Here is a 12,499-nt window from a genome sequence, read left to right as displayed (position 1 = left end):
CGACTCTATCGGCGGTTTTCCAGAGCGTAAAGTAACGCTTCCAACCACCTAAAAATAATTTCAATTTGCACTGGTTTTATATACGGAAATTCCTGTATAATCCGCGCTCCGCGTAATTGCGGAATGGAAGGTTGTGATTACCACACAACGAATAATTATAAGGTAAGTCGGGATCTATCCTCGATTTTGATTCGAGACTTATAGTAGGAAAATACAATGTCATACACTGTTAGCGCTAAGCCAGCCGAAGTAAAACGCGACTGGTACGTTGTTGACGCAGAAGGTAAAACCCTTGGTCGTCTAGCAACTGAAATCGCTCGCCGCCTACGCGGTAAGCATAAAGCGGAATACACTCCGCACGTTGATACTGGCGATTACATCGTCGTTGTTAACGCTGAAAAAGTACACGTTACTGGTAACAAACGTAACGACAAAATGTACTACCGTCACTCTGGTTTCCCGGGTGGTCTTAAAGAAGCAAACTTCAATAAGATGATCCAGACTTTCCCTGAGCGTACGATTGAACTTGCTGTTAAAGGCATGCTGCCAAAAGGCCCTCTAGGTCGTGCGATGTACAGCAAGCTGAAAGTATATGCAGGTACGGAACATCCGCACACTGCTCAGCAGCCTAAAGAATTGAACATCTAAGGGAAAACGAACAATGGCAACTACTCAGTACTACGGCACTGGCCGTCGCAAAACTTCCACTGCCCGCGTTTTCCTACGTCCAGGCACTGGTTCTGTTTCTATCAACAACCGTACTCTTGAGCAGTACTTCGGTCGTGAAACTGCACGTATGATCGTGATGCAGCCACTTCAACTGACTGAAACTGCTGAGAAATTCGACGTATACGTAACGGTTACTGGCGGTGGCGGTTTCGGCCAAGCTGGTGCTATCCGTCACGGTATCACTCGCGCTCTTATGGAGTACGATGAGACTCTACGTCCTACACTTCGTCAAGCTGGTTTCGTTACTCGTGACGCTCGTGAAGTTGAACGTAAGAAAGTGGGTCTACGTAAAGCACGTAAGAAACCACAGTTCTCAAAACGTTAATTCGTTTTCGGCTCTACAGCCACAAAAAAACCCAAGCAATCGCTTGGGTTTTTTTTCGTTATAACCTTATGATTATTTAGTCTCTCTAAACACCCCTGAATACGACTATTGGCGGGCCTTTCCTTGACCTGTCACCTTGAAAAAATAGGGTCTTTTCTTTACCATTTCGCGCCAGATAGAGGTCTCAATCCGATAGTTCGAGATCTCATGTTAAACGGATTTTATCTTTCGTTTCGCTCCGTCTATTTGAGGTGATCCCTCGATTAGACCAATTAAGGGAGAGTAGTTGATGAGCAATGACGGCGTAAATAAAGGCCGGCGTCGACTTCTAATTGGTGCTACATCTGCAGCGGGTGCAGTGGGCGCAATTGGAGTAGCCGTACCTTTCGTCGCTTCCTGGAATCCTAGTGCCAAGGCGAAAGCCGCTGGTGCACCTGTTAAGGCGGATATCAGCAAGCTAGAGCCAGGTCAGCAGATGATTGTTGAGTGGCGTGGTAAGCCTGTATGGGTTGTACGACGCACTGAAGAAGCATTGGCGAACCTAGAAAAACTGAACGGCCAGTTGGCTGATCCAAGTTCAGAGAAACCTCAGCAGCCAGAATACATTCCAGGAACATCTGCTCGCTCTTTGCGCCCAGAGATCATGGTAATGGTTGGTATCTGTACACACTTGGGCTGTTCACCAACTTACCGCCCTGAAGTGGCTCCAGATGATATGGGTCCTGAGTGGTTGGGCGGTTTCTTCTGTCCATGTCACGGTTCTCGTTTTGACCTGTCTGGTCGTGTTTATGCGGGTGTTCCTGCACCGACTAACCTGGTCATTCCTCCTCACTCTTACCTTGATGACAATACGCTTGTTATCGGTGTCGATACGGAGACTGCATAATGGCTGGTTCACGCAATAAGGGTAATCCAGGCTTCATGGGCTGGATCGATGATCGTTTCCCAGCGACAGCACTTTGGGATGATCACCTAGCAAAATACTACGCACCAAAAAACTTTAACTTTTGGTACTTCTTTGGCTCTCTTGCTCTATTGGTTCTAGTTAACCAGATCCTAACGGGTATCTGGCTAACAATGAGCTACAACCCAAGTGCTGAAGGTGCCTTTGCCTCTGTTGAATACATCATGCGTGATGTTGAATACGGTTGGTTGCTGCGCTACTTGCACTCTACCGGTGCATCGGCCTTCTTCGTAGTTGTCTATCTACATATGTTCCGTGGCATGATGTACGGCTCTTACCGTAAGCCTCGTGAGCTTGTGTGGCTGTTTGGTATGACCATCTACCTAGCGCTGATGGCTGAAGCGTTCATGGGTTACCTACTTCCTTGGGGACAGATGTCTTACTGGGGTGCACAGGTAATTGTATCGCTATTCGGTGCTATTCCTGTCGTAGGTGCTGATCTGCAGCAGTGGATTCGTGGTGACTTCTTGATCTCAGGCATCACTCTGAACCGCTTCTTCGCGCTTCACGTTATTGCGCTGCCAATCGTCATTCTAGCGCTTGTAGTACTTCACATCATCGCACTACACGAAGTGGGCTCTAACAACCCAGACGGTGTAGAGATCAAAGAGAAGAAAGATGAGAATGGTGTACCTTTAGACGGTATCCCTTTCCACCCTTACTACACAGTTAAAGACATTGTCGGCGTTGTCGTCTTCCTGTTTGTTTTCTGTACGGTTGTATTCTTCTTCCCTGAGGGTGGCGGTTACTTCCTAGAGAAGCCAAACTTTGAGCCTGCGAATCCGCTGAAAACGCCTGAGCATATTGCACCGGTTTGGTACTTCACACCTTTCTATGCAATCCTGCGTGCGATTACTTTCCCACTGTTTGGCTTGGATGCTAAGTTCTGGGGTGTCGTTGCAATGGGTGCTGCAATTGCGATCCTGTTCGTACTGCCTTGGCTAGATCGCAGCCCAGTTAAGTCGATCCGCTACAAAGGCTGGTTGTCTAAAATCTGGTTGCTCGTATTTGCGATCTGTTTTGTCATTCTGGGTGTTTTAGGTGCGATTCCAGCAACGCCAGAGCGTACTCTGCTTGCTCAGATCTGTACTGCTTTGTACTTTGCATTCTTTATCCTAATGCCATGGTACACACGCATGGAAAGCACTAAACCAGTACCAGAGAGGGTGACAGGCTAATGAAAAAGTTTCTACTTACTCTAGTAGTGGCCCTTATTCCATCAGTAGCTTTGGCTGCTGGTGGTGCAAAAATGCCACTGGAACATATTGAACTGGATCGTACCAACGAAGCCTCTTTGCAGCGTGGTATGGCGACGTTTGTTAACCGTTGTCTTGGCTGTCACTCAGCTCAGTACCAGCGTTACGAGCGTTCAGCGACGGATCTAAACATCCCTGCGAATCTGGTTGAGGAGCACCTCATCTTCGGTGACAAGAAGATCGGTGAGCAGATGACGATCGCTATGAAGTCTTCTGATTCGGCGACATTCTTCGGTAATCCTCCACCAGATCTAACGCTAGAGACACGTCTACGTGGTCCAGATTGGGTATACACTTACCTTAAGAGCTTCTACAAAGATGAGTCGCGCCCATGGGGTGTTAACAACGCCGTCTTTAAAGATGTGGGTATGCCTAATGTGTTGGAAGATCTTCAAGGTACAGTGACACTTCGTTGTTCACAGGAAGAGCTGCTGCACCGTGGTTTAGAGTCTGAAATCGATCCACTAACAGGTGTCGCTAAACCAGGCTGTCTAACGGTCGATAATGGCACTGGTTCACTTGAGCCTGCTGAGTTCGATAAGGTGATCTACGACCTTGTTAACTACATGGCTTACATGGCGGAACCGTCTAAAGCAGATTCGCACCGTATCGGTACGAACGTATTGATCTTCTTGTTCTTCTTCTTCTTTATCGCGTTTGCATTGAAGAAAGAGTACTGGAAAGACATACACTAAACGTTCGATTTCTGTTAAATTATAAAATCTACGTATTCCATCGGGGTGCGTAGATTTTTTGTTTCTAATATCTGTTAATTTTTGGAGTAGTAGATGGGCGTGGTAGCTAAACGTTCTTCAATGACCTTTTTCTCTGATGGAGCTGATCATTACAGCCATCGAGTTCGCATTGTTCTGGCGGAAAAAGGTGTAGCGGTTGATATTGTCGACTGCCAAGATGATGAGTTGCCAGAAGATGTTGCTGCTCTTAACCCATACAACAGCCTACCAACACTGCTTGATCGCGAACTGGTTCTGTTTGAATCGAATGTGATGATGGAGTATTTGGATGAGCGTTTTCCACACCCTCCATTGTTGCCGGTATACCCTGTAGCTCGTGCAGAGAGCCGTCTCTACATCTACCGTATTCAACGCGACTGGTGTCGCTACGCTGATACCATTTTTAACAAGAAGGGTAGCGAAGAAGAGATCGATGCTGCACGCAAAGAGCTGCGTGACAGCCTAGTGGCAATCTCACCGATCTTCCAAGAGAAGCCGTACTTCATGAGTGAAGAGTTTAGCTTGGTCGATTGTGTTATTGCTCCCATTCTATGGCGTCTGCCTGCGATGGGTATTGAGCTTCCAGAAGCTCAGTGTAAGCCGCTGATCGCTTACATGGATCGCCTATTTGATCGTGAATCTTTCCAAGAGTCACTATCAGAAGCAGAGCGCGAGATTCGCGAGTAATCTGTGTCTGAACTAACCCCCTCGCGTGGTTACCTGCTAAGAGCCCTCAATGAGTGGCTCTTAGATATGGATCTAACGCCCCATATTGCTGTTGATGCTCTGGTACCAGGCACCGATGTTCCTCAAGAATTTGTCAAAGATGGGCAGATCACACTCAATATAGCGCCCGGCGCTGTACGTGATCTCTACATGGACAATGAGGCGCTCAGCTTCAACGCTCGCTTTTCAGGAACGCCTCGACAAGTCTATGTACCGATGGCGGCGCTGATCGCTATTTTTGCCCGCGAGAACGGTGTCGGTATGGGGTTTGGTATGGAGCCGGGTGCCGAAGCACTTAATCTTGTGCTAGAAAAGGCGCATGCAGAGCCAGGGAGTACTGAAGCAGTGACGGCAGAAGCCTCAGCTGCTAAACCTGATGCTGCCAAAAGGCCTGGCTTGCGTGTCGTTAAATAGGCGATGAGATAATAAAAAGGGAGCAATTAGCTCCCTTTTTTGTGCCTGTTAGCTGCTTATGGCAGTGGTACGTACTCAAATACTTTAACAATGCGCTGCACACCGGGTACTTCACGCACAATCGCTACGGCTTGATCGGCTTCGCGCTGGCTAACCAAGCCCATCAAGTAGACAATGCCATTTTCGGTGACAACCTTAACGCGTAACCCCTCAATTGACTTGTCACTTAAGAGTTTCAGTTTAACGCGGCTGGTTAGGTAGATGTCGTTACTGCGTACAATCGTCGAGCTTGGTCCTGCAATTTCAAGTTCGTTATGGATGCGTTTGACTTCACGTGTCTGCCCAACGATCTGCTCAGCCTCTTGGCGAACATTCTCATTAGGTACCTGACCCGTTAATAGCACTTGGCCGTTAAAGCTTTTCACATTGATGTGAGATTGAGCCAGTGGTGCCGATCCTTTACTTAGGTTGACCCTGACCTTTAGCTCAATGGCTTCATCTTCGATGATGTTACCCAGTGTGCGATTTCCAATGTCTTCGCGAATTGGCTCCTCACGTGATGAGCTTACGATGGTAGAACAACCCGTTACTAGAGTCGTTGTCATCACAAGAGTGGCTAGGACTTTTTTCATGGCAAGTTAAGCTCCAAAAAGTTGATATTCAATAAGATCGAGAAGGCATTGAAGGGTCAGCATCTGTGCCAGGTGGATCGCTGGATCATCCTCTGCTGCTACGCAGATCTCAATCTCTGTTGGCTCCATTAGTGCGGTAATATTTCCGCCGTCACGACCCGTGATCGCGATCACCTGCATTTCACGGTCGTGTGCCGCTTGAATTGCTTGAATGAGGTTACGATCATTACCTGAAGATGAGATTAATACTAAAACATCTCCGGGTTGACCCAATGCCTGGATTTGGCGCGCATAGGTCTGAACATAGCCAGACTCTTCTGCGGTACCGGTAGTGACACCGGAGTCAGCCCCAAGAGCGATAGCAGGCAGGCCCGGGCGCTCTTCACGAAATCGCTGCATAAGCGTCGTTGTGAAGTAGTTAGCGATCGATTGACTCGCGCCATTACCGGCGCAGATGATTTTGTGCTCTGACATTAAACAGGCTAGCAGCTGTTCAGAGGCGTCAGCGATCACCGGCGAGTAGTGCTCAATGGTTTGAGCGCTAATGCCTAAGGCGGTGTGTAACTGATTGACGATTCTCTCTTCGAGTTCCATATGACTACTAGCTATCGGGTCTAAAGGCATCTTTATACCATAGACAGTTGCTTATCTCGCCCCCTGTAGTGAGAGAAATGACATCAAATCTAAAGTTGTGGTTTGCATAACGTCTATTTTGGCCGATCCAGAGATGTGCGGCTTTAATCAGTTTGCGCTGTTTGCTGGCCGTGACGCTCTCGGCGCCCGACCCATAATGGGGATTGGATCGGACTCTTACTTCAACAAAAACGATGGTATCGGAGTCCAGCATCACTAGATCAATCTCCCCAAAACGGTAATTCACGTTTCGGTTTAGATATTTTAGACCCTGTTTACGAAGATACTGCTCAGCGATCTGTTCGCCCTGGTTGCCGATGGTTTTGCGGTTCATAGTCTCATCCTTGAGTGGTTATGAACTTAGTTTAGCTGAACCTCTTGAGTCTGCATGTTGATAGTCTCTGGCTGAGGCTCCTCCAAAGGGTCACTCTTTAAGGGCTTGGTTTCAGGTATCTGTGGTTCGCCCAATAAAACAGGTATACCTTGATCAAATTGTGCCCAGAGTAGCTGACGATTAAATCGTCCTGATGGGTCTAAGCTTAATCGGCCTGTCTCCCCTTGCACCGTTAGCTCTGGTGAACTCTTTAGCTGACTTAGGAAGGGGTAGACTTTGACCGCGTCTGAACCCAGTGCGTAGAGGCGTCCAAGTCGACTCGCGCTGTCGGGTCTCTCGAGTGCTAATGAGAGGTTCAAAGCTGTCGTTGGCTGAAGTAACCAGGGTTGGTCTGGGAATTGGATGCGATTAAGGTCGACGTCCCTTGTCTCATTGAAGTTGCCTTCAAAGTGGTGGGAAGTCGCATAAATGGGGTAATCACCAGCAAAATGGAATGCGAGCATGGGAGTCAGTTGACGTGCATCCTGTGGTTGAGCGGCCAGCAGAATGGCATCAATATCGCGTCTTGGACGCTCATCAAACTCCAGCGACTCGCCTAATAGTTTTTTAATCGCGTTGTATCGCTCAGTACTTTGATCCGTATTGAGCAGTTGGCTGACCTGACTGGATAGATCGCCATTCAGCTCATAACTCAATTCGGCAACGGCTTCTGCGCCTCTAGATTCTAGGTTCTGTCTGAAATCATCCGCTAAACGAGCGCCCCATGCCGCGGCTGGGGTGATCAGTGCAAAGCGTTTGTGTCCTTCTAGAGTGGCTCTGGTGACAACCTGTTTGATCTCTTGGTCCGAACCTAAATCGAGTTGAAATAGGTTCTCAGTCAAACGGTCAGTTCGGTTAAAGGTGATAAAAGGGACTGGAAGCTTGCCGTTGTTTCCCAGTTCATCAATCAATTTACCGCGCAATGGCCCAATCACTAGGTCGGCTTGCTGCTCAACTGCATAGGCGACGATGCTCTCAGCACTGGCACCCTCTGTATCAAGGCTCACTAACTCAGGCGCCTCAAACCCACGTTGCGCACGTGATTTAAGCGCAGCAATAACGCCCTCTGAAATGATTCGAGCCGGCTCAGCCAAGGGGCCGCTGAAGGGGAGGGCAACGAGGATTCGTTTGGCAGAGATGACATCACCATCGAGAAGAGACGCGAGAGCTGCGGGTGGCGTATTACTTGCTGGGTGCTTGTCCCAGAGTGTTCGCCATTGTGAGGCGACTTCACGTTGGGCTGTTAAATCGTTTATTGGAGCAAGCTGCAGTGCGAGTTCAATCCACCCTTGGGTAACAAATCCATAGTTTGAGAAGTTGGCCGCAACCAAGGTTTCATTATCGACTTGGTTAATCAGTGCCCAGATTTGGTCGTTGATACTCTGCTTTTGATCGAGCGAGAGCTCGCTAAGTTCACTGAGAGATAAAACGGCACTGAGCGGGTTGTTTTGCTGTTCGAAAATGTCTGCTTTGAGCAGTGCGATCTCAACACGCTGTTCGCTGTTAAGTGTAGGAAGGTTTTGATCCGTTAAGCGGTTCAGCGCTGACCCACTATCACCCAGCTTAAGGTAGGCTTTTGCCTCTAATTGAACGACGTTGAAGGCGTTATTACTGTTGATGCCTGCTAGGTTGATGACTGACAGACTGTTCGCCGCCTCTTTGTAACGTTGCTGATCAAATAGCAGGTTAGCGGCTTTGAGGCGAAGTACCGCTGCTTGATCACCACGAGCATTGATCGCTTGTAGCAAAATGTCTGCGGCCGTGCTTGCCTGCTTTGGCGAATCCGGTGTTTTATCGACGACGGTTGGTTTTTCTAGTTGCGGAGTACAGCCTGCCACTAGTAAAGCTAATATTGCGCTTCTTCCTAACAACTTCAATGCGTTGCTCATGTTATAGTCCACACCCTGTAACTCAAATCGGATGGATATCATATGTCTTTGCCTACCCTGTATGTTGTGGCAACGCCCATTGGAAATCTTGCGGACTTTACGCCTCGTGCGCAGCAAGTGTTAACCGATGTCGACCTTGTTGCGGCTGAGGATACTCGCCATACAGGAAAGCTTCTGCAGCACTTTAACATTAAAGCGAACTTGATATCAGTACATGATCACAATGAGCGCCAACGCGCGGGATTGATTATTGATCAGTTGGCGGCTGGAAAGAGTGTTGCTCTAGTGTCTGATGCGGGAACTCCGCTCATTTCGGATCCCGGCTTTGTTCTGGTGCGGGCCGTTAAGGAGGCTGGTTATGCCGTCTCACCGATTCCTGGGTGTTGTGCCTTTGTTGCCGCTTTAAGTGCCTCTGGCATGCCTTCTGATCGCTTCTCATTTATCGGCTTTCTACCAGCTAAAACGGGTGCTCGAGTCAAAGCGTTAGAGCAGTTGTCTGATCGTGAAGAGACGCTGATTTTTTATGAATCGACCCACCGCATCGTCGACTCCCTAAAAGATATGCAGAGCGTCTTTGGTGATCAGCGAATGGTGGGCGTGGCTCGAGAGATCACAAAGACGTTTGAGACTATCCACTCAGCACCCATTGCAGAGCTGATTGAGTGGATGTTGGCTGACGCTAACCAGCAACGTGGTGAGTTCGTTGTGATGGTTGAAGGGGCTGTCAAAGAGGAGGGCTCTTTGAATGAAGAGACTCTTCGCGTACTCAATTTATTGGCTGCTGAACTGCCTCCCAAAAAGGCCGCTGCCATCACTTCTGAGATCACGGGTGTTGGAAAAAAAGAGCTCTATCAGCAGCTAATTTCCTAGGGGGCCGTTTCGAAGCGTGCTATGCTTCACTCTGAGTCTTTTAGACAGTCGCCGCTCTGCTTGCAGAGGGGAGGAAAGTCCGGGCTCCATAGGGCAAAGTGCCAGATAACGTCTGGGCGGCGTGAGCCGACGGAAAGTGCAGCAGAAAGTATACCGCCTAAGCGCTTCGGCGCCGGTAAGGTTGAAAAGGTGCGGTAAGAGCGCACCGCGTGGGTGGCAACACTCCACGGCGATGGTAAACCCCACTCGGAGCAAGACCAAATAGGGACCTGTTAGGCGTGGCCCACGCTAGGTCCGGGTAGGTCGCTGGAGGTTAGGAGTGATCCTAATCCTAGATGAATGACTGTCCACGACAGAACCCGGCTTATCGAAAGACTCACCCAATACCAAAAAGGCCGCTCTCAAATAGAGCGGCCTTTTTATTGGTCACTACCGCCTAATCTTTATATTTTTTATGGCACTCTATGCACTGGTTTCTGAGGGTGTGCAGTGTGTCTTGAAAACGCTCCAGATCTTCTGGAGTCTCTTCTGATAGTTGCTCGGTGGTTGCAACAAATTCGGCCATCATCGATTGAAATTCAGAACCCTCGCTCCAGATTGATGCATTAGCATCACCCCAAGGGGCTTTTGGTTCAAACTGGGAAGCTAAGGGCTGTGTCGCTTTGACTAGATTGGCCGAATACTTCTTGATCAGCTCTGGTTGAAAAGAGATTCGCTCTTTGGCCATATCGTCCAGTGGTGAGAAGTTACGCCGTACCTCCTTAAAGCTGTCAGTACGAAGCGAATGCCACTCTCTAAAATACTTCCCATCGGTCTCTTGGGTGTAGTGTTGGTAACCCAAAACGGATAAACCGATCATTGCCAGTAAACCGATCGTGATGATGGATATTTTTCTGTTCATGTCATTTGCCTGAATTGAGCTCTATTCATAGATTACAAATTTCGCTAGGGTAGCAACCCGTTTAGCTTTTGTGCCGTATACGATACCTCATGCGTAGCCGTTCAGGCAGATAATTTAACAATAGGTGTTAGGGTTTTGGTTAACGTTGGTTTTTTGGATGGTGGTGTAGGTCAGGAGATCTTTCAGCGTGCGGGCAAGCCACGTCACGCTCTCTGGTCTGTCGAAGTTATGATGAACCAGCCTGATATTGTTCGTCAGGTGCACTCGGATTATCTTAATGCTGGTGCGAGAACACTCTGTCTAAATACCTACACCGCGACCCCAACTCGTCTCAAGCGAGCGGGTGTCACTCATCCTATTGAGTCCATCTACAGCTTGGCCAGCAAAACGCTAGAATCCATTCGTGAATCCTCTGACACTCATTTTGATATTGCAGGTGTGTTGGCTCCGATTGAGGGGAGCTATTTACCCAATCCGCCACGCAGCTACCAAAGCCTGTTAGATGAGTTTCGATTGATCTGTGCGCTGCAGCCAGAGGTTGATCTGTTAATGATCGAAACGATGAGCAACTCCACTGAAGCGCGTGCTGCATGCCGGGCTGCACAAGAGACCGGTAAGCCTTTTACTCTTGGTATCCGTGTTGAACCCAATGGTCTGTTGAGATCAGGGGAGTCGATAGAAGATCTCTTAACCGCTGTGAAAGAGTTTGATCCCAATGGGTACTGGATCAACTGCTCTGCACCCGAGGAGGTGCCTGCAGCATTGAAACAGATCGCTGACCATCACAAACCCTTTGGTGCCTACGCTAATGGCTTCTCATCTGTTGAGCCCCTGGCTGCTGGTAACTCGGTCGCCGAGTTGATGGAGCGTAAAGATCTTACCCCGCATCAGTATGCCGAACTGGCGCTGGATTGGTTTGAAACGGGTGCTCGGTTAATCGGTGGTTGTTGCGCGATCTCTCCCAAGCACATGCAGCAGACGGCCGAGTTGCTCTCTCTTCAGGGTGCGCAGTTGGTGCCGGTCTCACAGATCCTGAAACCCTAATCGCTACTAAGCCACTAGGCGGTCGTTAGGTGCGCACCATCATGGTGCATAACTCTGCCCATTGACTGTGCATTTTTGGTGCGTACTCTCAATCTGTTTATATTTTATCCTATAAAAACAAAGGTTTATAATTTCTGGTACCCTGTTTGCAGTAGCTTCATAACGAATACTTAGATGAACTGTTATGAGTCGACTACTGCTCTCTACCGATCTGGATGGAACCCTTCTAGATCACTACACCTATAGTGCCGCGCCCGCGGACACACTCTTTCCGCTATTAAATCGGCTGAATATCCCTTGGATTTTCAATACCAGTAAAACAGCACCTGAGTTGATTGCGCTGCGAAGCCAGTTGGCCAACTCACACCCCTTCAGTGTCGAGAACGGTGGAGCTATTTATCTGCCCAAGGGGAGTCATTTAGCAGCTGATTGGGAGATGCAAGAGCACCTCGGGTTTAACGTCATCAATCTTGGCCTGACACGCTCTGAAATTTTGTCACGAGTTGAGCCTTTCAGATCGCAGTTCAACTTCTATGGTCTGTCGGAGATCTCTGCTGATGAGATGGCTGCTTTGACCGGGCTCTCGCTTGAACGGGCTCAGTTAGCTCTGGATAGGAACTTCAGCGAACCCCTGGTCTGGAGAGACTCTGAAGAGCAGCTTCAACGTTTTGCGCTATCTCTAGCGAAGGTGGGTATCCAAGTCGTTAAAGGGGGGCGTTTTGTCCACCTGCAAGGTGAAGTATCAAAAGCGCTCTCTCTTGCGTGGTTGATCGATCAGTATAAAACGCTTTGGAACAGTAGTGTCGAGAGTGTTGCGCTGGGTGATGGTGAGAACGATCGCGCGATGCTTGAGATGGCGGATATTGCCATACAGGTTCGATCTCCCGTTCATAGCTTTCCAGTTATTAATGCCTCAGGTGAGGTGATTCAAACAGATCTTTGCGGGCCAGAGGGTTGGTATCAAGCGGTTAAGGCCTTGATCACTGATCGATTCCCCGATGCATTTTAA

Annotated in this window: 15 protein-coding genes and 1 other RNA gene; 11 read left to right on the top strand and 5 right to left on the bottom strand. The window is 48.7% G+C overall.

Annotation, left to right across the window (positions count from 1 at the left end):
* Positions 1-216: 216 nt before the first annotated feature.
* The 7 genes from rplM to XMD579_RS09740 all read left to right on the top strand — a co-directional run bounded on the left by rplM (position 217) and on the right by XMD579_RS09740 (position 5,148).
* Positions 217-648: a 50S ribosomal protein L13 gene (rplM, locus tag XMD579_RS09770; protein ID WP_173481301.1), complete on the top strand. Its 432-nt coding sequence runs from the start codon at positions 217-219 to the stop codon at positions 646-648.
* Positions 649-661: 13 nt separating this feature from the next.
* Complete coding sequence (gene rpsI / locus XMD579_RS09765) at positions 662-1,054, top strand: 30S ribosomal protein S9 (RefSeq protein WP_173481300.1); 393 nt, start codon at positions 662-664, stop codon at positions 1,052-1,054.
* A 289-nt stretch (positions 1,055-1,343) separates the two neighbouring features.
* Entirely contained in the window at positions 1,344-1,940 is a 597-nt protein-coding gene (gene petA, locus XMD579_RS09760) for a ubiquinol-cytochrome c reductase iron-sulfur subunit (protein WP_173481299.1), read from the top strand.
* A complete protein-coding gene (locus tag XMD579_RS09755; protein ID WP_173481298.1) occupies positions 1,940-3,196 on the top strand; it encodes a cytochrome bc complex cytochrome b subunit in 1,257 nt (418 codons plus the stop codon). Before petA ends, XMD579_RS09755 begins: the two co-directional genes overlap by 1 nt.
* Complete coding sequence (locus tag XMD579_RS09750; RefSeq protein WP_173481297.1) at positions 3,196-3,969, top strand: cytochrome c1; 774 nt, start codon at positions 3,196-3,198, stop codon at positions 3,967-3,969. Before XMD579_RS09755 ends, XMD579_RS09750 begins: the two co-directional genes overlap by 1 nt.
* A 93-nt stretch (positions 3,970-4,062) precedes the next feature.
* A complete protein-coding gene (sspA, locus tag XMD579_RS09745) occupies positions 4,063-4,695 on the top strand; it encodes a stringent starvation protein SspA (RefSeq protein WP_173506310.1) in 633 nt (210 codons plus the stop codon).
* A 3-nt stretch (positions 4,696-4,698) separates the two neighbouring features.
* Positions 4,699-5,148, top strand: a complete 450-nt coding sequence (locus XMD579_RS09740; RefSeq protein ID WP_173483074.1) for a ClpXP protease specificity-enhancing factor — start codon at positions 4,699-4,701, stop codon at positions 5,146-5,148.
* Positions 5,149-5,204: 56 nt separating this feature from the next.
* Here the strand turns inward: XMD579_RS09740 and XMD579_RS09735 are convergent, their stop codons facing one another.
* From XMD579_RS09735 to XMD579_RS09720, 4 genes are read right to left on the bottom strand one after another with little or no spacing between them, the layout of a single operon-like run.
* Positions 5,205-5,780 (bottom strand): BON domain-containing protein, encoded by a 576-nt coding sequence (locus tag XMD579_RS09735; protein WP_173506309.1) that lies wholly within the window; start codon positions 5,778-5,780, stop codon positions 5,205-5,207.
* A gap of 6 nt (positions 5,781-5,786) precedes the next feature.
* Positions 5,787-6,404 (bottom strand): SIS domain-containing protein, encoded by a 618-nt coding sequence (locus XMD579_RS09730; RefSeq protein WP_254442828.1) that lies wholly within the window; start codon positions 6,402-6,404, stop codon positions 5,787-5,789.
* Positions 6,382-6,747 carry a YraN family protein gene (locus XMD579_RS09725; RefSeq protein ID WP_173484333.1) on the bottom strand — a complete coding sequence of 122 codons (366 nt, stop codon included), beginning with the start codon at positions 6,745-6,747 and terminating at the stop codon, positions 6,382-6,384. Before XMD579_RS09725 ends, XMD579_RS09730 begins: the two co-directional genes overlap by 23 nt.
* Before the next feature lie 26 nt (positions 6,748-6,773).
* A complete protein-coding gene (locus XMD579_RS09720) occupies positions 6,774-8,675 on the bottom strand; it encodes a penicillin-binding protein activator (RefSeq protein WP_173506308.1) in 1,902 nt (633 codons plus the stop codon).
* 42 nt (positions 8,676-8,717) lie between these two features.
* Between XMD579_RS09720 and rsmI the strand changes: the two genes are divergently transcribed.
* On the top strand, positions 8,718-9,545 hold the full coding sequence (gene rsmI, locus XMD579_RS09715; protein WP_173483070.1) for a 16S rRNA (cytidine(1402)-2'-O)-methyltransferase: 828 nt from the start codon (positions 8,718-8,720) through the stop codon (positions 9,543-9,545).
* Between the two features lie 32 nt (positions 9,546-9,577).
* Positions 9,578-9,928, top strand: an RNA gene (gene rnpB, locus XMD579_RS09710) — RNase P RNA component class A.
* Positions 9,929-9,981: 53 nt separating this feature from the next.
* Here the strand turns inward: rnpB and XMD579_RS09705 are convergent.
* On the bottom strand, positions 9,982-10,446 hold the full coding sequence (locus XMD579_RS09705) for a cytochrome c (RefSeq protein WP_173506307.1): 465 nt from the start codon (positions 10,444-10,446) through the stop codon (positions 9,982-9,984).
* 135 nt (positions 10,447-10,581) lie between these two features.
* On the opposite strand from XMD579_RS09705, the gene XMD579_RS09700 reads away from it, so the two are divergent.
* Together XMD579_RS09700 and XMD579_RS09695 are read left to right on the top strand one after the other, a co-directional pair.
* The gene (locus tag XMD579_RS09700) at positions 10,582-11,490 is read left to right on the top strand and encodes a homocysteine S-methyltransferase family protein (protein ID WP_173483069.1); all 909 of its coding nucleotides are present in this window, start codon (positions 10,582-10,584) and stop codon (positions 11,488-11,490) included.
* Positions 11,491-11,674: 184 nt separating this feature from the next.
* The gene (locus XMD579_RS09695) at positions 11,675-12,499 is read left to right on the top strand and encodes a mannosyl-3-phosphoglycerate phosphatase (RefSeq protein ID WP_173506306.1); all 825 of its coding nucleotides are present in this window, start codon (positions 11,675-11,677) and stop codon (positions 12,497-12,499) included.

Origin of the sequence: Marinobacterium sp. xm-d-579 (assembly GCF_013282935.1) — a bacterium.
GTDB lineage: Bacteria > Pseudomonadota > Gammaproteobacteria > Pseudomonadales > Balneatricaceae > Marinobacterium_E.
Note: the sequence above shows the minus strand (reverse complement) of the source record. Positions and strands in the feature narration are given on the sequence as shown.